Source organism: Massilia suwonensis, assembly GCF_042655665.1.
Lineage (GTDB): Bacteria > Pseudomonadota > Gammaproteobacteria > Burkholderiales > Burkholderiaceae_D > Telluria > Telluria suwonensis.
The window spans coordinates 112,247-134,861 of sequence record NZ_JBHSMR010000011.1; the positions used below are offsets into that span (position 1 = coordinate 112,247).

Sequence of the window (22,615 nt, forward strand, 5' to 3'; positions counted from 1 at the left end):
TTTAGTAAAAGGAGATGTCCATGTTGTTCCGTCAAACCGCCCGTTCGGCCGCCGCGCTGTTCGGCTTCCTGTTATGCCTTGCGCTTGCCGCGCAGGCGCAAACCACCTCAGTCAAACTGCCGAACGTGACCATCCTCGCCACCGGCGGGACCATCGCCGGCACCGGCGCCACCAGCACCACCACGGTCGGCTACACGGCCGCCACCGTCGGCGTGCAGGCGCTGATCCAGGCCGTGCCCGAGATGACCAGGATCGCCAACGTCAGCGGCGAGCAGGTGTTCCAGATCGCCAGCGAGAACATGGGCAACGAGCACTGGCTGCTTCTCGCCAAGCGCGTGAACACCTTATTGGCACAGCCGAACGTGGATGGCATCGTCATCACCCACGGCACCGACACGCTGGAAGAGACGGCCTATTTCCTGAACCTGGTCGTCAAGAGTAAAAAACCGGTGGTGCTGGTCGGCTCGATGCGTCCTTCGACCGCCATGTCGGCCGACGGTCCGGCCAATCTCTACAACGCCGTGCTGCTGGCCGCCTCGCCCGACGCTGCCGGACGCGGCGTGCTGGTGGCCCTGAACGACCAGATCAACGGCGCGCGCGACGTCAGCAAGACGAATACGACCTCGCTCGATACCTTCAAGACGACGGAACTGGGCATGCTCGGCTACATCGTCGGCGGCAAGCCCTTCTTCTACCGCGCCACGACGCGCAAGCACACGGTCGACACCGAATTCGACGTGATGAACCTGTCGGTGCTGCCGCAGGTGGAAGTCGCCTACGCCCATGCGAACGTGGGTCCGGTCGCGATCGACGCGCTGGTGGCATCCGGCGCCAAGGGGCTGGTGCATGCGGGCGTGGGCGACGGTTCGCTGCCGGCGAAGGTGCGTCCGGCACTCTCCGCCGCGCGCAAGAAGGGCGTGATCATCGTGCGCTCGAGCCGCGTCGGCCAGGGTATGGTGGCGAGGAATGGCGAAGCAAATGACGATGAGCTGGACTTCGTGGCGGGGGATAACCTGTCGCCGCAGAAGGCGCGTATTTTGCTGATGCTGGCCTTGACCAAGACGACCAATACGCGCGATATCCAGAAGATGTTTTATACGTACTGATACCTTTGTGGCGCTGTCGCGTGTTGTGTTCGTGGCCGGTTGAATCCGCGCGGGCATGCCCGCCCTACGGTCACTGTAGGGTGGGCATGCCCACGCGGATTCAACCGACCATTAACGTATCACGCGACGGCGCCACGTTCTCACTCGCCCTGCAACTCCAAGGGCGGACTCGCCAACTCCTCATCCGGCCGCGCCAACTGGCGCTCCCACATCTGCGCATACAGGCCGCGCGCCGCCAGCAGACTCTGGTGCGTGCCGCGCTCGACGATCTTGCCGTGATCGAGCACGATGATCTGCTGCGCATCCGCGATCGTCGACAACCTGTGCGCGATCACCAGCGTGGTGCGATTCCGTGCAATCTCCTTCAGCTGCGCCTGGATCGCCTGCTCCGACTTCGAGTCGAGCGCCGACGTTGCCTCGTCGAAGATCAGGATCGCCGGGTTCTTCAATAGCGTGCGCGCGATCGCCACGCGCTGCTTTTCTCCGCCCGACAGTTTCAGACCGCGCTCGCCGACCATGGTCGCGTACCCGTCCGGCAGGCTCTCGATGAACTCGTGGATGGACGCGGCGCGCGCGGCGGCGACGATGTCCTCGCGGCTCGCGCCCGGGCGGCCATAGGCGATGTTGTATTCGATGGTGTCGTTGAACAGCACCGTATCCTGGGGCACGATGCCGATCGCGGAACGCAGCGAGGCTTGCGTGACGTTCCGAATGTCCTGGCCGTCGATGCTGATCGCGCCCTTGTTCACGTCGTAGAAGCGGAACAGCAGGCGCGAGAGCGTCGACTTGCCCGAGCCGCTATGACCGACCACCGCCGTGGTAGTCCCGGCGGGAATCGCGAAGTCGACGTCGAACAGGATCTGGCGCTTGGTCTCGTAGCTGAACTCGACGTGCGAAAAGGCCACTTGCGCACCCTTCGTCACCAGCGGCTGGGCGCCCGGCGCATCGGCCACTTCGCGGTTCTGGTCGAGCAGGCCGAATAAACGCTCCATGTCGGCCAGCGCCTGCTTGATCTCGCGGTAGATCACGCCTAAAAAATTCAGCGGGATGTACAGCTGGATCATGAAGGAGTTCACCAGCACCAGGTCGCCGAGCGACATGGTCCCGGCAATCACGCCTTCGGTGGCGCGCCACAGGATCAGCGTCACGGCGGTGGCAATGATCAGCGACTGGCCCGTGTTCAGCACGGACAAGGAGGTCTGCGAGCGCACCGCCGCGTTCTCGTAATGCTGCAGGCCCTGGTCGTAGCGCTTGGCTTCGTAGTCTTCGTTGCCGAAGTATTTCACCGTTTCGTAGTTCAGCAGCGAGTCGATCGCCTTGGTATTGGCTTTCGAGTCGAGCTCGTTCATCGTGCGGCGGAAGTGGGTGCGCCATTCGGTCACCAGCACCGTGAACGTGATGTAGGTCGCCAGCGCGACGGCGGTGATGATGCTGAACCACTTGTCGTAGTGGATGACCAGGTAGCCCAGCACCAGCGTGATCTCGACCAGGGTCGGCAGCACGTTGAAAAGCGAATACGAGATCAGCGAATTCACGCCGCGCGTGCCGCGTTCGATATCGCGCGTCATGCCGCCGGTCTGGCGGTTCAGGTGAAAGCGCAGCGACAGCGCGTGCAAATGCCGGAACACCTTTAATGCAATCGTGCGCACCGCACGCTGGGTGACACGTGCGAACAGGAATTCGCGCAGCTCCGTAAACACCGTGGTCGACAGGCGTAATAAACCGTAGGCGACCAACGCGCCCAGCGGCAGCACCAGCAGGGCTTGCGGGTGGGCCGGATCGATGGCGAGCTGGTCGATCAGCTGTTTCAGCACCAGCGGCACGCCGACGTTGGCCATTTTCGCGCCAATCAGCGCGCCGAGCGCGGCGATCACACGCCATTTGTAGACCCACAGGTATGGAAACAGGGTTTTAAGCGTGGCCCAGTCGCTGCGCTGGCGGCCGGTCGCGTTCGGCGCGGGCGGGAGGGAACTGGGTGAAGAGCGTCGCATGGCAGGGGTCCGGGATTTATGGTTCAATTCGGGACGATTGTAGCTTTTCACGAGATTTCAAGATGACGACGCCAGAAAACACCGCTCCTGCCCATACAAACCGTCTGCCGGAAGGAAAAATGCCGCAGCTGCGTGTGATGCCGGGCCCGCCGGACGCGAACGTCTACGGCGACGTCTTCGGCGGCTGGATCATGGCGCAAGTCGACATCGCCGGCTCGCTGCCGGCCACCCGCCGCGCCAACGGCCGCGTCGCCACCATTGCCGTGAATTCCTTCCTGTTCAAGAACCCGGTCTTCGTCGGCGACCTGCTCTCCTTTTACGCCGACATCGTCAAGGTCGGCAATACCTCGATTACGGTCTATGTCGAGGTCTACGCCGAGCGCAACCGGCTGCAGTCAAACATCGTCAAGGTGACGGAAGCGACCCTGACCTATGTCGCCACCGGCCCGGACCGCAAGCCGCGCCAGCTGCCGCCGATCGAATCGCTGATCTCGCATCCCTAATTGAACACGCGCCGCACTTTTCTCCTCGATGCGGCGCGCCTGACGGCCGCGGCAGCCGTACCTTCCGGTGCAGCCGCTGCCAGTCCCGCTTATCCTTTCTCCCTCGGCGTCGCCTCCGGCTCGCCGCTGCCCGACGCGGTCATCCTCTGGACCCGCATCCTGCCCTATCCGCTGAACGCGGCATCGGTGCCGCCGCTGGCCCTGAACGTGCGCTGGGAAGTGGCCGAGGACGAAGCCTTCCGCAAGATTGCCGTGCGCGGCAGCGCGGTCGCCTCTCCTGCCCTCGCCCACAGCGTGCACGTCGACGCCCAGGGTTTGAAACCGGACCGCTGGTACTGGTACCGCTTCATGCTGGGCGACGCCGTCAGTCCCGTCGGCCGCACGCGCACCGCACCCGCGCGCGATGCCCTGCCCGCGAACCTGAAACTCGCCGTCGCCTCCTGCCAGCACTGGGAATTCGGCCACTACGCGGCGCATCGCCATATCGCCGCCGCCGCGCCCGACCTGGTCGCCTTCCTCGGCGATTACATCTACGAGTGGGGTCCGTATCGCCTGCAGCATCCGCCGCGCGCGGTACGCAGCGACGAGTCGTTCACGCTGGCCCAGTACCGCGCGCGCTACGCGCAATACAAGAGCGACCGCGACCTGCAGGCGGCGCACCTGGCCGCGCCCTGGATCGTGACCTGGGACGACCACGAAGTGGCCAACGACTACGCCGGCGACATCGACGAGCGCTTATCGGGCGACTTCGCCGCCCGCCGCGCCGCTGCGTATCAGGCCTTTTACGAGCATATGCCGCTGCGCCTGCCGCCGCCACGCGACGGGCGCTTCGGCAGCCTGCGCATGTACCAACGATATGACTGGGGCCGCCTGGCGCGCTTCCACGTACTCGACGACCGCCAGTACCGCTCGCCGCTACCCTGTTCGAAACCGGGCCGCGGCGGCTCCAATGTCGTGCTGGCGCGCGCCTGCGACGCATTGCGCGATCCCGCGCGCACGATGCTGGGCGGCGAACAGGAAGCCTGGCTGGCCCAGGGCCTGCAATCCTCGCGCGCGTACTGGAACATCCTGGCCCAGCAGACGCCGATGGCGCAGTCGAGCGGCGTGCCGATTCAATCTCCCGAGGACGGCCGCTTCTGGACCGACGGCTGGGATGGCTATCCGCTGGCGCGGCGGCGCCTGCTCGATACCCTGGTGAAGAGCGGCGCGAGGAATCCGCTGGTGCTGGCGGGCGACGTTCACACCTTCTATGCGAGCGAGCTGCGGCGCGATTTCTCGCGGCCGGTGTCGAAAGCGAACCCGGTCGTCGCGGCGGAACTGTGCGGCACCTCGATCACCTCGAGCTCGCGGCCACAGGCGCGCACCGCCGAGAACGTCGAGCGCAATCCGCACATGCACTATGGCCGCAGCGACCGCCGCGGCTACATGCTGATCGACCTGACGCCGCAGGCCGCGCGCACGCGCTTCATGGCGCTCGACGACGTGCGCGATCCGGCATCCGGCCAGTCGGAATCGGCCGTGTTCGTGGTGGCGGACCGCTCGCCCAACCTGCGCCGCGCCTGACCAGCTTACGGTGCGCGATTGCCGCGCACCTCGAAGCGGCTGGTGGCGATCGTCTTGCCGGCGCCGTCGACCAGCTCGAGCCGGTGTTCGCCCCCGACGGGACGCCAGGCCGTGGACGCTTCCGCAGGCCCCAGGTCGGCCCCGTCGAGGCGCCAGCGCAGCCCGGCCCCGGCCTGGGCGCGAAACACGACCCGTTCCAGCTGTTCGGGAATGTCGGGATCGGTCGCGATGATGCTGCCATCAAGCGGATAGACGATGCGCGGCGCGCGCCGGGCGGCCGGCACGGCTTCGATCACGGCGCTCTCGGTCCCGGCCAGGAACCATTCCGGCCGCGCCGCCTCGTGCGCGGGAAGGAAACGCACTTCGCGCCGGACCAGCGTGGGAGGCGCGGCGCCCTGGCGGCCCGCGCGGTCGCGGTGCAGGTAATCCATGACATCGCGCCAGACCGGGGCCGCGCCGGACACGCCCGACACGTCCCACATCGGCTGCCCGTCGAAATTGCCGACCCAGACCCCGACCGTGTAGCGGTCGGAGTAGCCCAGGCACCAGTTGTCGCGCATGTCCTTGCTGGTGCCGGTTTTAACCGCGCTCCAGTAGGCGGTGGCGAGCTCGCTGCGCAGGCCGAAGGTCGGGCTGCGTGCGGCGCGGTCGGCCAGGATGTCGCCGACGATGAAGCTGGCGCCCGCGTCGAGCACGCGCCGCCCCGGTTCAGGCGCGCGCCGGCGCAAAGTCAGCGATCCGTGCAGGCCGCCGTTGGCCAGCGTGCGGTAGGCGTTGGCCAGGTCCAGCAGCGAGACGTCGGCCGAGCCGAGCGCCAGCGAGGGGCCGTAGAACTGCGCATCCTCGGTCAGCGATTCCAGGCCGAGCGTCTTGAGACGGGAGTAAAAGCGTTCCAGGCCGGTCGCCAGCAGGGTGCGCACGGCCGGGATGTTGAGCGAACTGGCCAGGCTGGTGCGCACGCTGGCATAGCCCTTGAACTGGCGGTCGTAATTCTGCGGCACGTACATGCCGGCGCCGGCGGCGACGTCGATCGGGCTGTCGTCGAGCAGGGAAGCCGCCGTCAACAGGCGCCGCTCGAGCGCGAGCTCGTACAGGAAGGGTTTCAGGGTGGAACCGGCCTGGCGCAGCGCCGTCACGCCGTCGACTTCGCTGTTGCCGGCATTGCCGACATAGGCCAGCAATTCTCCGCTGGCGTTGTCGATCACGAGCACAGCGCCGTCGCCGGCGTTGCGCTCGGCCAGTTCGCGCAGGTGGCGCCGCAGCGACTCGAACGCGAAGCGCTGCAGGCCGGCGTCGAGCGTGCTGCGGCCGGACAGGCCCGCCTCGCCCAGCAGCCTGCGCGCGGCCTGGCGCGCCAGTCCCTGTCCGGGCTGCGCCGCCGGCCGGCCCAGTGCGACCTCGGTTTGCCATTCGATCGTGGTGCAGCCGGCCTGCGACTGCAGTTCGCGCGCCAGCGCGCAGGCCCGGCGTGCCACCGCCTGTGGCGCGGCACCGGGTGCGCGCAGGAGCGCGGCCAGGATGCTGGCCTCGGCCTGGTCCAGTCCGGAAGGCGCCTTGCCGAACAGTGCATTCGACGCCGCGCGCACGCCCTGCAGCTCGCCTCGGAAAGAGGCCAGGTTCAGGTAGGCCTCGAGGATCTGCCCCTTGCTCCAGCCGGCCTCGATCTCGCGCGCGGCCAGCGCCTGGTTCCATTTCTGGCGCCAGGAGCGGCCGGCGCTTCCTGCGCGCAGTTCGGCGTCGAGCAGGCCGGCCAGCTGCATGGTGATGGTCGAGGCGCCGCGCGGGCGCGCGCGAAACAGGTTGTCCCAGGCGGCCTGGCCGGCGGCGCGCAGGTCGACGCCGCCATGCTCCATGAAGCGCTGGTCCTCGGCCTGCAGCACCGCCGCGCCGAGCGCGGGCGAGATCTCGGCCAGCGGCGTCCAGGCCAGGCGCCGCACCCGCATGTCGATGCGGATCGCGTCGATCGGCTCGCCGTGACGGTCCAGCAGGCGGGCGTCGGACGCCTGGTAGGCGGCCTGCACCTGGACCGGCGTCGGGACCGCGGCCTGCGCGAGGGCGCTCGCCAGCGCGCATGCCGCCAACAGGAGACGCCGCATCAGCGCTCCACCACCAGCGCCGCATTCGGCGCTTCGCCGAACATCTCGGGGCTGTACATGGCTTCGACCCGCGTCGGCGGCAGGCTGAACGTCCCTTCGTTATTCAGGCGCACCGTGTACTCGATGCTCCACTTGCCTTTCGGGACCCAGGAATAATAGGCACGGAAAGCGCCATGGGTCCGTTCCTCGTAGTCCGGCTGCACCCAGCCGCGCCGGGTTTCGCCAGCCCTGGCGATCTGCGCATCGCGCCCCAGGCCGGTGCCGAGGATGCTGGCGCTGGCGGGAATCGGATCGTCGACCACGACCCAGCTCATGTCGGCCTGGGCTTCCAGTTCGAGTTTGACGCGGTAGACGTCGCCGCGCGTCCAGGCGCCCGGCCTGGCCTGCTCGACCGACGTGACGGTGCGCGCGATGCGGTAGCCCGAGGACAGTGGCGCTTTCAAAGGCACGGCCGCCAGGCTCTGCACCGTGGCCCAGGGCTTGCCGCCGCCCTCGTGGCGCAGCGTCAGCTGGGCCGGACCTTGCGGCCAGCCTTGCAGCACAGTGGCCGGCACGCTGCTGCTCCAGCTGGCGGGTTTGCCGGCGCCGGCCAGCACGGCGCTGCTGTTGCCGGTGACGGGCTGCGCTTCGAACCTGGCCGAGAATTTGTCCAGCGCCAGCTTGCCCCATGCGTTGGCCAGGGTCGTGCCCCAGCGGCCCTGGTGCTGGCGTCCCAGCGTGCCGCGCGCCAGGCGCCCCATGTCGCCCTGCCACTCCGGATTGTCGAGCATGGCCAGCAGCAGGCGGTTGGCGTTCACGTCGGGCGAGGCCATCAGCCACCACCAGTCGTCGCTGCGTTCGGTCGAGAAGCCCATCGTCGTGCCTTGCAGGTTCAGGCGCGCGCGCAGGATCTGCTGCGCCTGGGCCAGCAGGCTGTCGCGGTCGGGCAGCGCGGGCGAGCGTTGCAGCACCAGATACCAGTCGATGACGGCCGAGGTAGGCCACAGGGTCGGCGCGATGGTGAACGACTGCAGCCAGTCGGCACGCACCGGTTCGATGCGCGACAGCGCCTCCAGCGCGGCCAGCTTGCGCACCGCCAGCTCGCCCGTGCGCAAGCCTGAACCGCGCACGATCTTCCCTTCGACGAAGGCCAGCAGACCGGCCTGCATGCGGCCGCGCTGCTCGGCGTCGATCTCGAAGCCTGCCTCCCCCGTCACCGACAGCACGTAGGCCGTCAGGCTGTCGCTGCCTTCATCCATCGAAGCGAAGTATTTGAGTAAACCGTCGCTGTCGAGATGCGCCGGCAGGGTCGCAACGACCCGCGTCCACTCCTTGTCGTCGCCCAGCGCCACGGCACGCGAGGTGCGCTGCTCGAAACAGGTATAGGGATAGGCCGCCATGTAGTCGCGTACGCCGGCCAGGCTGCCGCCCAGGCGCGCGCTGAAGCTGGTGCGCACGCCGCCCTGGCCCGGCAGCGCATCAAGCGGGCGCTCGACCTGCATCGTCTTCGGCCCGTCCAGCTGCAGCAAGGTCGCCTGCAGCGTACGCACCGGCACGGCGGCGCCGACCTGTTGCGTGATGCGGATGCTGTCGCTCGCCACGGCACTCTTCGCATCGACCTGCCAGCGCAGCGCTTGCGCCTGCGGCACCGCGATGTCCCAGCCGACTTCGCGCGAGACGCCGGCGTCGAGCGTCACGGTTTGCGCGGCGAGGATGTGCGGCGCGCCCTCGTCGGCCGTCATGCGCGCCGCCAGCTGGACCTGCTGCGTGCGTACGGATGCATTGCGCACCGTGAAACCGGCGCGCAGGCGGTCGCCGGCGCGCACCAGCTGCGGCAGGCCGGACATCAGCATCAGGTCTTGCGTGCTGCGCACCTCCACTGCCCCGGTGCCGAACAGGCCGGCGCCGGCGCTGGCCACGGCCACGATACGGAAACTGGTGAGCGAATCGTTCAGCGGCACGATCAGCTGCGCTTCGCCATTGGCGTCGAGTTTCACTTTTCCCTGCCACAGCAGCAGGGTGTCGAACAGCTCGCGGCTGGCGCCGCGGCCTCCCCCGCCGCCGTGCGCGACCGCCTTGCGGCCGAAGTGGCGTTTACCGACCACCTGCATCTGCGCGGTCGATGTTTCCACCTGCAGGCCGCGCTCGCTCATCATGGTGTCGAGCAGCTTCCAGCTGTCGTTGGGCTTGAGTTCCAGCAGGCCGACGTCCACGGCCGCCAGCGCGATCTCGGCTCCGGCAGGCAGCGGCTTGCCGTCCGCGCGCGTCACTTTCACGCGCACGGCGGCGCGCTCGCGTACCTTATAGACCGGCTTGTCGCTGGCGACCTGCACCTTCAGTTCGTGCGCGGCCCAGCCGACCCGCACCGGCGCGATCCCCAGTTTATAGGCCGGTTTGCCCAGGTCCACGAGCGCCGTCGGCTGCACGCCGGCGACGCGGCCGCGCACCACCAGCGCGGAGACGAACACGTTCGGCGCATAGCTGGCTTTCATCGGCAGGGTAATGCTCGGGTCCTGCGCCGAGATGCGCCGGACAAAGGTGTCGAGGACGCCCTCGCGCTCCACCGTCACCAGCACGGTAGCCGAGCGGAAGGGCATGCGCAGCTGGAAGCGCGCGTTCTCTCCCGGCTCGTAGCGCGGCTGGGTGGGCAGCAGGTCGATGCGGTCGTTGTCGGACGCTTCGAACCACTGTTCATCGTGGCCGGCCACCCAGACCTCGCTGCGGGCGATGCTCGGGCGGCCATCGGCATCGAGGGCGCGCGCACGCAGGATCAAATTGCCCTCGGCCGGCGCCTTCAGTTCGCACAGCAGCAAGCCGCGTGCATCGCTGGCGCCGGCGCAGGCCGCGCCGATGCGCCGGGTCTCGCTGCTGTTCTCGTAGGCATAAAAGCCGCCCACCAGGCGCCGCCGGTGCGAATAGGTCTGGCGCTGGAACACGTCGACGTCGACCTGAACGCCGGGTGCGGGTTTGCCCTTCACGTCGAGCACGGCCACCTGGAATTTCAGGGTGTCGCCGCTCAGCCAGCTGCCCTGCTTGATGCCGACGACCAGGCGCGACGGCCACAGGGCCACGCGCGTGGAGGCGGTCAAGGTTTCGCCGTTCGCGTCCTGGTAGCTCAGCTCCGCCAGCAGGCTGCGCGGGCGCTCGAGCGGCGGCAGGTCCGGCACCGTGATGCGCGCGCCGCCGGCGCGGTCCAGCGTCAGGCTGTGCGTACGCGCGGCCTCGCCGCTTTTCCCTTCCGCGCCGCTCTCCTCCTCCGCCCAGCCTTCGTCATCGTCCGACTGCGAGCCCTCCTGCTCGACGCCTTCCTTGACGTCGCCGCCGGCAAACGCGAAGCCCTCGTAGTCGTCGAAACGCAGCGCCGCCGGCTCCAGCAGCGTGCGCAGCTTGACCGGGGCCGATGCGGCCGGGCCGCCGGACAGGTAGTTCACCTGGGCGTCGAGCGTGAGGGCGCGCGGCGCCACCGCCGGTTCGGGCGGCCCTTTCAAGACCGCCTTCATGGTCGGCACGCGGAACTGCTCGACCCGGAAGCTGCCGGCCACCTGTCCGCCGATGACGACGTCGTACTGGCCCAGCTTGGACTCGCGCGGGATCGTCCACTCGCCATGCGACTGGCCGCCTGCATCCCACTTGAGATCGAAGACGGTTTTTTCGCCGCTGCCCTGGTGCACCAGCACGCCCTTCGACGGCCGCGGCGCCTTGTCGGCGGCGGCGTCCTCGTCCAGCATCGAGGACACGTTGCGCGGCGCCGGATCGCGCGGGTTCACCAGTGCCAGGCCGCGGCCGACGCGGCGGCGCAGGAAGTGCTTCATGTGCACCGTCTCGCCGGCGCGCAGCAGCGTGCGGTCGAACACGGTGGCAACTAAGCGGCTGTCCTTGTCGAGCGACTCCGTGTTCAGGTGGAAGCGCCATGGCTCGATCCCGCGCTGCCACTCCGACAAGGTAAAGGTGAAATCCTCGCCGCTGCGCGCGCTGACGAAGTAGCCGCGGCCATTGCGGCAGCTGCTGGCGGGCAGTGCCTGCCGGATGCGCGCCACGCCGCTGGCGTCGGTGGCGCCGCTCCACAGCACTTTGCCGGCACAGCTGCGCACCGCGACCTGGGCGCCCGCCACCGGCCGGCCCTTGTCGAGCGAGGTGACCCAGACCAGCGAGGACTCCGCGCCGTGCTTGAAGTGCGCGGCCAGGTTCGTGACCAGCGCCGTGGTGTGCACATAGGCCGTACGGCCCTTGTCGTTGATCGCGCGGCCCAGCTGGGGACTGGCCAGTTCGACGACGTAGAAGCCCGGCTGGCGCAGCGGGATGCCGACCACTTCGAAGGCGCGCCGTCCGTTCGGCTTGGGCAGCGCGAAGCGTTTTACCTCGTCCGTGGCCTGCGGCCCCAAGACCTGCTTTTCCAGGGAGTCGCCGTACTGCTCGCGCGGGGTCGCGGCCGCGCCGCCGTAGCGGTTCAATCTGGCGAGCCAGGCCATCACGTCCTGCTCCTGGCTCACGCGCAGGCTGGCGCCGCTGCTGCGCACGCTGGTCGCCAGCTTCGCTTCGACATTCCTCACCGTGACCGGCAGCAGGCGGTCGCCGCGCGCTTCGATGATGCCGAAGGGCGCGCTGAACTTGACCAGCGGCGGCTGGCGGTCGACGCGCAGCACCGGCACGCCGGGCTTGCCCAGGGTAAGCGGGCGGCCGGCGTCGTCCTTCAGGTCCGCGGGCAGGCGCAACTGCAGGGTCGCCAGCTCGGGGAAGGGACCGGGGAAGTTGATGTCGCTGACGAAGCCGCTTTTTGACTCGTCGCCGAAGGCGGGCGCGAAGCGCTGGCCTCTCAAGTCTTCGAGATAAATCTGGCGCGCCGCGGCCAGCGGCACCGGGGCGCTGAAGTCGAGCCGCACCGGCAGGAAGGGCACGCAGCCGGCTTTCGCATTGACGCGGTCGCAGCGCAGCGCCAGGTGGAAGTCGGGACGCGTCTGGTAGGCCAGTTCCTGGTCGGCGCCGGTGGCGACGCCGTTCGGCGCGGCGATGCCCTTGGCCCAGACCAGGGTCAGGTCGGTATCGGCCGGCAGCGTGCGCCGGCACTGCAGGGCGACGATCGGGAAGCCGTCGTCGAGCTTGTTCTTGAGCGGCACCGAGGCCTGCCAGGTCTGGCCGCGCGCGCGCCAGTACAAGGTGAGGTGGCGGTCGACGAAATCGCGGCGCAGCGCCAGCAGGCGTTCGCGCTCTTCTCCCTGGAGCACGCGCACGCCGATCTTTTCGTTGATGCCGCCGGCGCGGCACCAGGCGTGGGTTTCGATGTCTTTGGTACGCGCCGGGGCGTCGAGCGCGAGCAGGAAGACCTGCCCTTCGTCGACCTGCTGGCTGCCTTCGTGCGGCAGCGAGCGCAGTACCGAGGGGCCGCCCGTATTGAAAGCGAAGGCCTGCTGGCCGGCCAGCGGCTGGCCGGCGAGGTCGCGGGCATCAAGACGCAGCGTGAAGGTGCACGCCGTGGCGCCGGGAAGGTCGCGTTCGAAGTCGTAGCTCCAGGTGCTGCCGTCGATCCAGCGTCCCTTGCCTTTTTCGGCGCAGTCGGCCGTGAAAGGGTCGGCGGCGCGCGGGTCGCCGAAGGCCACCATCTGGTTCGAGAAGCGCGCGGTGACCTGGCGTACGCCCTTGACGGCGCCTTCGGGCGAGAAGGCGGAGACGGTGGTTTGGGCCGTGGCGGCGTGCGCGCACAGGGTCAGGGCCAGGACGGACAACACTCGGGACAAGGCGCGCATTCGCAGCTCCGCAGAGGGGAAACTGCCAACCTACGGTGGCGCGCAAGGGGCGTGTCTGGCCTAGGTCAACAGCCAGATGAGTGTTGCAAAAAGGTGTGGAAGAGTCAACGGATTCTCAGTGCGGGGACGGTCGTGGGGCTGTTGCCTGCACTGTTAGCGGCGCATTGAATCCGCGTGCGCACGGAGTGCGCACCCTACGGGATGCGCCGGGGAGCGATAAGTACCTGTGGTGGCGGTACACCGTAGAGTGGGCACTCCGTAGTGAAACCGCCATCGAGGCCATTGGCCTCGCTGGCCCCACGCGGATTCAACGGTTGATTCGCCCAAGCGCCCCCGCCCCTTACGCGCTCTGCTTCTCGTCGCGCAGCTCGCGGCGCAGGATCTTGCCGACGTTGGTCTTCGGCAGGGTATCGCGGAATTCGATCAGGCGTGGACGCTTGTAGCCGGTCAGCTCTTCCTTGCAGAAGTCCATCAGCGCCTCGCTCGTCAGCGCCGGGTCCTTCTTGACCACGTACAGCTTCACCGCTTCGCCCGAATGTTTATCCGGCACGCCGACGCAGGCCACTTCCAGCACGCCCGGGTGCGAAGCGACTACGTTCTCGACTTCGTTCGGGTAGACATTGAAGCCCGAGACCAGGATCATGTCCTTCTTGCGGTCGACGATGCGGGTGTAGCCGCGTTCGTCCATGATGCCGATGTCGCCCGTTTTCAGGAAACCGTCGGCGGTCATGACCTTGGCCGTCTCGTCGTCGCGCTTCCAGTAGCCGGCCATCACCTGCGGACCGCGCACGGCGATCTCGCCCGACTGGCCGAAGGGGACAGGTTTGTCCGCTTCATCGAGGATCAGCACTTCGGTGGAAGGCAGCGGCAGGCCGATGGTGCCCGTAAAATCGGTGATGTCGCAGCGGTTGGCGGTGACGACCGGCGAAGTCTCGGACAGGCCGTAGCCCTCGACGATCGGGGTGCCGGTAATCTTCAGCCACTTGTCGGCCACCGCCTGCTGTACCGCCATGCCGCCGCCCGGGCAGACCAGGTAGCTCGAGTGATCCAGGTTGGCGAATGCCGGCTGGTTGACCAGGCCGTTGTACAGGGTGTTCACGGCCGGGAAGACGTTGATGCGGTACTTGCCCAGTTCCTTGATGAAGCCGTCCATGTCGCGCGGGTTCGGGATCAGGACGTTCATCGCGCCCAGGCGCATGCCGAGCAGCGCGCAGACGGTCAGCGCATAGATGTGGTACAGCGGCAGCGCGCACATGAATTCGAGCTGGCGGCCGGCCGGGGCGCGGCCCAGCGAAGGACCGAACCAGGCTTCGTTCTGCAGCACGTTGGCCAGCACGTTGCGGTGCAGGAGCACGGCGCCCTTCGAGACGCCCGTGGTGCCGCCCGTGTACTGCAGGAAGGCGATGTCGTCGTGACCCAGTTTCACCGGCTTGAACGTCAGGCGCGCGCCCTCGGCCAGCACCTTCTTGAACGAGGTGGCACCCGGCAGCGACCAGCCCGGGACCATCTTCTTCACTTTACGGACGACGAAGTTGACGATCGCGCCCTTCACGCCGCCCAGCAAATCGCCCATGGTGCCGACGATGACGTGTTTTACCGGGGTGTTGGCGATCACCTGCTCCACCGTGTGCGCGAAGTTTTCCAGCACGACCAGGGCCTCGGCGCCGGAGTCCTTCAGCTGGTGCTGCAGTTCGCGCGGGGTGTACAGCGGGTTGACGTTGACGATGGTGTAGCCGCCGCGCAGGGCCGCGGCCATCGCCACCGGATATTGCAGCACGTTCGGCAGCATGATCGCCACGCGCGCACCCGGCTGCAGGCCGCGGCTCTGGAACCAGGCGGCCATCCCGGCCGACAGGCGGTCGAGGTCGGCGTACGTCAGGGTCTTGTCCATGCAGGCAAAGGCGTTCTGGTTCGCGTACTTGCGGAAGGACTCTTCCAGCAAATGGGTGAGAGAACGGTACTGCGTCGGGTCGATCTCCGCCGCCACGCCTCCCTGGTACGACTTGAGCCAAAACTTGTCCATCTGATGCCTCGCCTTCTTAAAACTCTTTGTCCGATAAAAATGCAAAGCCGCCCGAAAAGCCGGGCGGCTTTGCCAACCAGACGCTCCTATAATGAAGCGTCAGGCTGCTTGCTTTTGTTTTTGCGGCTGCTCGTCGCGCAGCGCGCGCCGCAGGATCTTGCCGACGTTGGTCTTCGGCAGTTCGTCGCGGAATTCGATGTACTTCGGTTTCTTGTAGCCGGTGAACTGCTGCTTGCAGTAGTCCATCAGCGCGGCTTCCGTCAGGTTCGGATCGCGGCGCACCACGAACACTTTGACGGCCTCGCCCGAGTGCTCGTCCGGCACGCCGACGACGGCGCATTCGAGCACGCCCGGGTGGCCGGCGATCACGCCTTCGAGTTCGTTCGGGTAGACGTTGAAGCCCGAGACCAGGATCATGTCCTTCTTGCGGTCGACGATTTTCACGTAGCCGCGTTCGTCCATGATGCCGACGTCGCCCGACTTGAAGAAGCCGTCGGCCGTCATGACCTTGGCCGTTTCGTCCGGACGGTTCCAGTAGCCGGCCATCACCTGCGGGCCGCGGATCGCGATCTCGCCGGTCTGGCCGAGCGGGACCGGATTGCCGTCGTCATCCAGGATGGCGATGTCGGTCGAGGGCACCGGCAAGCCGATGGTGCCGGTAAAGCCCTGTTCGTCGGCGCGGTTGCAGGTGGCGACCGGCGAGGTTTCGGACAAACCGTAACCCTCGATGATACTCTTGCCGGTGGCTTGCCTGAACTTGTCGTTGACCGCCTGCTGCACGGCCATGCCGCCGCCGTTCGCGGTTTTCAGGTGCGAGAAGTCGAGCTTGGCGAAGTCGGGATGGTTGGCCAGCGCGTTGTACAGCGTGTTCACCGCCGGCAGCGTGGTGATCTGGTACTTCTGCAGTTCCTTGATGAAGCCGGGGATGTCGCGCGGGTTCGGGATCAGGATGTTCAGGGCGCCGACGCGCATGCCCCACATGGCACAGGCCGTCAGCGCGAAGATGTGGTACAGCGGCAGCGCGCAGACGATGGTCGGGAACTCGACGTGCGGCGGCTGCGAATTGGCCGGTTCTGCCCAGGCTTCGGCCTGCAGCACGTTGGCGATCACGTTGCGGTGCGTGAGCGTGGCGCCCTTCGACACGCCCGTGGTGCCGCCCGTATACTGCAGGAAGGCGATGTCGGACGCGCTCAGGGTCGGCGCCGCGAACGGCATCTTCGCGCCCTGGCTAAGCGCATCCTTGAAGCGCACCATGTTCGGCAGCGCGAAGTCCGGCACCATCTTCTTGACGTTGCGGACCACGAAGTTGACCAGCATGCCCTTGGCGCCGCCGAGCAGTTCGCCCATGCTGGCCACCACGACGTGGCGCACCGCGGTGTTCTTCAATACCTGCTCGACCGTGTGCGCGAAGTTCTCCAACACGATGATCGCTTCGCTGCCCGAGTCCTTCAGCTGGTGCTCGAGTTCGCGCGCGGTGTAGAGCGGGTTGACGTTGACCACGGTGTAGCCGGCGCGCAGGATGGCGGCGATCGCGATCGGGTACTGCAAGACGTTGGGCATCATGACGGCCACGCGCGCGCCTTTGGCCATGCCGCGGCTTTGCAGCCAGGCGGCCAGGCGCTTCGAGCAGGCGTCGAGTTCGGCGTAGGTCAGGAACTTGTCCATGCAGACGTACGCATTGTTCTGTGCGTACTTCTGGAACGACTCTTCCAGCAAGTGGACGAGCGAGGTGTACTGGTCAGGATTGATCTCGGCGGGGACGCCGGGGGGATACGACTTCAGCCAAATTTTGTCCATCATCAGTGCCCTTTTGTCTCGAATAGAATCGTTATCGTCCGTGGCCTCGTCCGCACAGCGAAAGGGCCAGGCGTGCTTGTGCCTTTGCTATTGCTGATTATGATGCTATCGGGCAGCGCTCGCGGAAGCAAGCGCTTTTGGCACGATTGGAACAGGGACTCTACGGCGCCGCCGCATTGGTGCGCTGCACCATGAAATTTGCCGGTGGCGAAGCGACGTCGATCAGCCTCAAAGCAGCCTGGCGCTCGGATTTATCGAGTTTCGCCAGGCGGTTCACCTTGCGGTAAAACGCGCCGAAATTCTTTTCCTCACGCAGCATGGCGCGGAAGGCCGGCACGTAGTCGTTGTAGGTCGCGATCGAGGCCAGGTGCGCATTCGAGAGCGGCTCGGCAAAGAAACGGTCGTAGCCCGCGTAGCCGCCCCAGTTCGCCTTCAGCACCTGGTATTCCTCTTTCAGCGCGATGAACAGGCGTGCCTTGCCGATGCGCTTTTCCTCGTCGGGAATGATGGACGCATAGGTGCGTTCCAGCTCCTTGCGGTACTTCAGCAGCAGCGCCAGGAAATCTTTTCGACGCGCCGTGTAACGCGCATAGCCCTCGCGCATTTGCGGATTGCCGAAGCGTTCCAGCCACAGTTCGACGCCGGCCTCTTCCACCGCGCTGGCGAAGGATTCATTAAAACGCGAGTCGCCTGCGACATAGGTCACCTGGTGCGCCAGTTCGTGGAAGATCAGGCGCGCCAGTTCGGCGTCGGGATAATTGATGAAGGTGGAGATCAGCGGATCGCTGAACCAGCCGAGGGTCGAATAGGCGCTGACGCCGCCGACCTCGACATCGCGGCCCTGGGCGCGCAACTCTTTCGCATAGGCTTGCGCGTCGTCCTTGCTGTAGTAGCCGCGGTAGTTGACGCAACCGGCCACCGGGAAGCACCACTGCAAGGGTTTCAGGGACAGTTCCGGCGTGGCGACGACGTTCCAGAGCACGTACTGGCGCTTCAAGGCCGCATAGTTCTTGTAGCTGTCGTTGTCGGGCAGGCCCATCTGCTGGACCGCGAAGCGGCGGATCTGGCGCGCCGTTTCCAGGCGATGCCGCAGCGTGGTGTTGGTGGCCGGATCGGCCAGCCAGTCATCGATGGGTCGTGCGTCGGAGAGGAGTTCGAGTTGGCCCTGGGCGGCCTGGGTGTAGTAATTCAGAGTAGAACAACTGGCAAGTACGGAGACGGCACCGGCGGCGACGAGCGCGCGCCGGACCAAGGGGGAAAGTTTAGCGATGGATTTCATGTCCGGGTCGGGGTGCGGCCTTTTCGACCTGCACCAGGGTGTCGTAGAAAGTGGGCGCCCGACCCATGTCGGTCAGGCGCTGGCTGGTCACTTCGTTGGCGTTCTTGCCGTCGCTGGCGAGTTTCTTCCACCAGATCGACAAGCCCACCACGAGGCCCGGTCGCGCTTTCTCGGTCACGCGCGCCTTGGCAACAAAAGAGCCGCGGTCGTTATAGATGCGGGCCATGTCACCGTGCGCGATGCCGCGCGGGGCGGCGTCGTTCGGGTGAATGTCGAGGTGCGGCTCGCCCTCGGTTGCACGCAGGCTCTGAACATTGACAAAGGTCGAGTTCAGGAAGTTCCGTGCCGGCGGAGAAATCATCGCCAGCGGATATTTTTTCGCCAAGACCGGATTCGATGCGACCGACTCGTAGGGCGCGATATAGGCCGGCACCGGATCGAGGCCGTCGTTCGCCATCGAGCTCGAATAAAACTCGCACTTGCCCGACGGGGTCGGGAAGCCGCCGTTGGCAAACGGCGCGTCCGGCATGTTCAGCTTTTGCCAGCCCTTCTGCTTCAGCGATTCCCAGTCGAAGTGGATGGCGCGCGTATGCGTCTTATCAAAAGCTTGCGCGGCCAGTTCGTCGTCGCTCTCCTGGAAGCATGGATCCGTGAATCCCATGCGCGCGGCCAGCAGGCGGAAGATTTCCGTGTTCGGCTTCGCTTCGCCCATCGGCGCGATGGCCGCGTTATTCGCCATCATGTACAAATGGCCATAGGCGAGGTGGGCGTCGACGTGTTCGAGCTGGGTCGTGGCCGGCAACAGGATGTCGGCATAGTCGGCGCTGTCGGTCCTGAAATGTTCCAGCACCACGGTAAACAAATCTTCGCGTTCGAAGGCCTTTTGTACCTTGCTCGAATCGGGCGCGATCGCCAGCGGGTTGGCGTTGTAGACGATGACGGCTTCGACTTTCGGGCCGAATTCCGGCGAGGCTTCCTTGAGGAGGTCATCGCCGATGGTGGTCATGTTGATCGTGCGCGGGTTGCGGCCGGCCAGCAAATCGGGACGCTGCAGCTTGGCCTTGTTGGCCGGGAAGGAACCCGAGGTCGACAACTGGATGCCGCCGGCCGCATGGCGCCAGGCGCCGACCAGGGCCGGCAGGCAGCTCATGTTGCGCACCGCCATGCCGCCGCCGCGCGCACGCTGCACGCCGTAGTTGCAGCGGATCGCGACCGGCTCGCCGCGCTTGGCGGTCTCGCCGTACAGGCGTGCGAGGTCGACCACTTCGGCCGCTGTCACGCCGCAAGTCTCGGCCGTGCGTTCCGGGGTCCACTCAAGGGCGCGTTCCTTCAGCTCCTCGAAGCCCAGCGTGTGCTGCGCGATGTAGTCGTGGTCGAGCAGGTCTTCCCCGATCAGCACATGCATCAGGCCGAGCGCGAAGGCGGCATCCGTGCCGGGCAGCAGCGCAATGTGCTGATGGCACTTCTCGGCCGTCAGCGAGCGATAGGGATCGATCGCGATCAGCTTCGCGCCGCGGCGTTTCGCTTCCTGCGCGCGCATCCAGAAGTGCAGGTTCGAGGCGATCGGATTGCCGCCCCAGATGATGATCAACTTCGCGTCCTGGAACTGCTCCATGTCGGTGCCGATGGAGGCGCCGACCGTGTACTTGTAGCCCGTGAAACCGGCCGTGGCGCAGATGGTGCGGTCGAGCAGCGAGGCGCCGAGCTGGTTGAAGAAGCGCATGGCCATCGCCTCGCCCTGCACCAGGCCCATGGTGCCGCAATAGCTGTAGGGCAGGATCGCTTGCGGGTCGCGCGCGGCGATCGGTTTCAGGCGCGACGCGATTTCATCGAGCGCCTCGTCCCAGCTGATCTGTTCGAATTTTCCTTCACCCTTCTTGCCGACGCGGCGCATCGGGTGCAGCAGGCGGTCTGGCGAATAGGTGCGCTCGACGTAGCGCGACACTTTCGTGCACAACACACCGGCCGTGGTCGGATGCTCCGGGTCGCCGCGCACTTCGGTCGCGACACCGTCTTCGACGGTGACGAGCAAGGCGCAGGTATCGGGGCAATCGTGAGGGCAGGCGGCGCGGACTTGTGTGATGGACATCGGATCTATTCTTGGGAAAAACGTCGACAAACCAATACTTTAGCTGATTCGGCCGGGGCCGGTGTCTGATGCTGGATTTCCCATGTTGAGGCGGGCTACAATCTTCAAACAGCTTGCATTCATGTCCATGCAAACAGGGAGAACAAGATGAGACTCGTGGAACCTATCCTCGCCTTCCAGACCGAACTGGAAGCCATCCGGCGCGACCTGCACGCGCATCCGGAACTCTGCTACGAAGAACACCGCACCGCCGACGTCATCGCCGCGCGCCTCGAAGACTGGGGCATCCCGGTCGTCCGTGGGCTGGGCGGCACCGGCGTGGTCGGCATTGTCAAGAATGGCAATTCGCCCCGTGCGATCGGCCTGCGCGCCGACATGGATGCGCTGCCGATGCAGGAACTCAACACATTTGACCATGCGTCGCGCCACCCCGGCAAGATGCATGCATGCGGCCATGACGGTCATACGGCGATGTTGCTGGGCGCAGCCCACTATTTGTCGCGTCATCGCAACTTCGATGGCACCGTGTATCTGATTTTCCAGCCGGCCGAAGAAGGTGGCGCCGGCGCGCGGCGCATGATGGACGATGGCCTGTTCGACCAGTTTCCGATGGAAGCCGTGTACGGCATGCATAACTGGCCAGGCCTCCCGGCCGGCAGCTTCGGCGTAATTCCGGGGCCGATGATGGCATCGAGTAACGAGTTCCGCGTGGTCGTCAAAGGCAAGGGAGCACACGCGGCGCAACCGCATCGCGGCATCGATCCGGTGATGGTGGCGGTGCAGATCGCGCAAGCCTGGCAGACCATCATCTCGCGCGAGAAAAATCCGCTGGAGACGGCGGTGCTGTCGATCACGCAGATTCATTCAGGCAGCGCGACGAACGTCATTCCCGATGAGGCGGTCATGATCGGTACGGTGCGTACTTTCTCGACCTCTGTCCTCGACCTGGTGGAACAGCGCATGTCGGAGATGGCGAACGGGATCGCAGCGGCTTATAAGGCCAGCGTCGATTTCGGCTTCAAGCGCAATTATCCGCCGCTGATCAACCATCCGGAGCAGACCGCGTTTGCGGTCGAGGCGATGCGCGCGGTGGTGGGTGCGGCGAACGTGAATACCGAGGTCGAACCGACCATGGGCGCGGAGGATTTCGCGTTCATGCTGCAGGAGAAGCCGGGGTGCTATGTCTTTATCGGCAATGGCGAGGGCGAGCACCGCGCGGGCGGGCACGGGTTAGGACCGTGCCAGTTGCATAACGGGAGTTATGATTTCAATGATCAGTTGCTGCCGATCGGGGCAAGTTATTGGGTGAGGTTGGTGGAGACGGGGTTGCCGGTTGCGTGAGTGTGCGGCCCAGAGTTAAAGCGCCGATGTGCGGACGGTGATAACGCGTGGGCGGAGCCCACCCTACTGTAGGGTGGACTCCCGAGTCCACGCGTACGTGCCGGTGCACACCGCAACATCACGGCAACCGATCCGGCCCACTCCCCACCCGCTGCCCCGGATTGATCCGCTCCAACGCCAATAAGGCCGCCGCATGATCCGCATGCGGCAATTCCCCTTCGATCGACTCGTAACTGCGCGCCGCCGCACTCGTCAGCGGCAACACCAATCCCGCCTCCCCCGCCGCCGCCAGGACATTGCGCAGATCCTTCAACTGGCTTTTCACCTGCCCACCAGGAATAAAATTCCGGTCCAGCATACGCTGCCCATGCACCTCGAGAATCCGGCTGCCCGCAAAGCCGCCGCGGATCGCCTCGCGCACGGCGCCCGGATCGGCCCCTGCCGCCTGCGCCAGCAATAAAGCCTCGGCCACCACATTGATCGTCGCACCGACAATCAATTGATTGCACAGCTTGGCAACCTGCCCGCTGCCATGCGGCCCCACCAGCTGCGCGCTGCCCATGGGCGCGAACACGCTAGCCGCCTCGTTAAAATCGTGCAGGCTGCCGCCGGCCATGATGGCGAGTGTTCCCGCTTCGGCGCCGCCAACGCCGCCCGACACCGGCGCATCCATGAAGCGCATGCCCTGCCCCGCCAGGCGCGCATGGAAGGCCAGCGCCTCGTCGTGGCGGGTCGAACTCATGTCGATCCACAGGGTTCCCGGCGCCATCGCCGGCAAGGCGGCCTCGATGGTCGCGGCGACGGCCGGCCCCGCTTCCAGCATCGAAATCACGATCGCCGCGCCATTCACCGCTTCTTCCACGGACGCGCAGGGAATGGCGCCCGTGCCGGCCAATGCCTCGGCCTTGGCAAGCGTCCGGTTCCAGACGCGCGGGTAGATGCCGGCGCCGGCCAGGCGTGCGGCCATCGGATGACCCATCAGGCCGATGCCAAGGAAAGCGACAGTAGAATGGGGCATGCGGTTCCTTTCAAAGTGTTGACGTGCGCTACGCGCTTTTGTTCGCGCTAGTACAATATTTCTATTCGCCAGCATGGACTGGCGTATAC

General features: G+C 66.3%; 12 protein-coding genes. 4 read left to right on the forward strand and 8 right to left on the reverse strand.

Annotated features, from left to right (window positions below):
* Positions 1-20: 20 nt before the first annotated feature.
* Positions 21-1,106, forward strand: a complete 1,086-nt coding sequence (locus ACFPQ5_RS07070) for a type II asparaginase (RefSeq protein ID WP_379752743.1) — start codon at positions 21-23, stop codon at positions 1,104-1,106.
* A gap of 140 nt (positions 1,107-1,246) precedes the next feature.
* Here ACFPQ5_RS07070 and ACFPQ5_RS07075 read toward each other — a convergent pair whose 3' ends face one another.
* Positions 1,247-3,097 carry an ABCB family ABC transporter ATP-binding protein/permease gene (locus ACFPQ5_RS07075; protein ID WP_379752746.1) on the reverse strand — a complete coding sequence of 617 codons (1,851 nt, stop codon included), beginning with the start codon at positions 3,095-3,097 and terminating at the stop codon, positions 1,247-1,249.
* A gap of 62 nt (positions 3,098-3,159) precedes the next feature.
* Between ACFPQ5_RS07075 and ACFPQ5_RS07080 the strand changes: the two genes are divergently transcribed.
* Positions 3,160-3,600, forward strand: coding sequence for an acyl-CoA thioesterase (locus ACFPQ5_RS07080; RefSeq protein WP_379752749.1), 441 nt, complete (start codon positions 3,160-3,162; stop codon positions 3,598-3,600).
* On the forward strand, positions 3,601-5,163 hold the full coding sequence (locus tag ACFPQ5_RS07085) for an alkaline phosphatase D family protein (RefSeq protein WP_379752752.1): 1,563 nt from the start codon (positions 3,601-3,603) through the stop codon (positions 5,161-5,163).
* A gap of 5 nt (positions 5,164-5,168) precedes the next feature.
* Here the strand turns inward: ACFPQ5_RS07085 and pbpC are convergent, their stop codons facing one another.
* The 6 genes from pbpC to ACFPQ5_RS07115 form a co-directional block, all read right to left on the reverse strand.
* Positions 5,169-7,259, reverse strand: a complete 2,091-nt coding sequence (gene pbpC / locus ACFPQ5_RS07090) for a penicillin-binding protein 1C (protein WP_379752755.1) — start codon at positions 7,257-7,259, stop codon at positions 5,169-5,171.
* Positions 7,259-12,979, reverse strand: coding sequence for an alpha-2-macroglobulin family protein (locus tag ACFPQ5_RS07095; protein ID WP_379752758.1), 5,721 nt, complete (start codon positions 12,977-12,979; stop codon positions 7,259-7,261). Before ACFPQ5_RS07095 ends, pbpC begins: the two co-directional genes overlap by 1 nt.
* Before the next feature lie 340 nt (positions 12,980-13,319).
* Positions 13,320-15,002 carry a long-chain-fatty-acid--CoA ligase gene (locus tag ACFPQ5_RS07100; protein WP_379752761.1) on the reverse strand — a complete coding sequence of 561 codons (1,683 nt, stop codon included), beginning with the start codon at positions 15,000-15,002 and terminating at the stop codon, positions 13,320-13,322.
* A 99-nt stretch (positions 15,003-15,101) separates the two neighbouring features.
* The gene (locus tag ACFPQ5_RS07105; RefSeq protein ID WP_379752803.1) at positions 15,102-16,799 is read right to left on the reverse strand and encodes a long-chain-fatty-acid--CoA ligase; all 1,698 of its coding nucleotides are present in this window, start codon (positions 16,797-16,799) and stop codon (positions 15,102-15,104) included.
* 160 nt (positions 16,800-16,959) lie between these two features.
* Positions 16,960-18,078: an aminopeptidase gene (locus ACFPQ5_RS07110; RefSeq protein WP_379752764.1), complete on the reverse strand. Its 1,119-nt coding sequence runs from the start codon at positions 18,076-18,078 to the stop codon at positions 16,960-16,962.
* Positions 18,062-20,167: a molybdopterin-containing oxidoreductase family protein gene (locus ACFPQ5_RS07115; protein ID WP_379752767.1), complete on the reverse strand. Its 2,106-nt coding sequence runs from the start codon at positions 20,165-20,167 to the stop codon at positions 18,062-18,064. The genes ACFPQ5_RS07110 and ACFPQ5_RS07115 overlap by 17 nt, the downstream gene beginning before the upstream one ends.
* 147 nt (positions 20,168-20,314) lie before the next feature.
* Between ACFPQ5_RS07115 and ACFPQ5_RS07120 the strand changes: the two genes are divergently transcribed.
* On the forward strand, positions 20,315-21,508 hold the full coding sequence (locus ACFPQ5_RS07120; RefSeq protein WP_379752770.1) for a M20 aminoacylase family protein: 1,194 nt from the start codon (positions 20,315-20,317) through the stop codon (positions 21,506-21,508).
* Between the two features lie 118 nt (positions 21,509-21,626).
* On the opposite strand, the gene ACFPQ5_RS07125 is transcribed toward ACFPQ5_RS07120, so the two are convergent.
* Positions 21,627-22,526, reverse strand: coding sequence for an NAD(P)-dependent oxidoreductase (locus ACFPQ5_RS07125; RefSeq protein WP_465263124.1), 900 nt, complete (start codon positions 22,524-22,526; stop codon positions 21,627-21,629).
* Between the last annotated feature and the right edge of the window lie 89 nt (positions 22,527-22,615).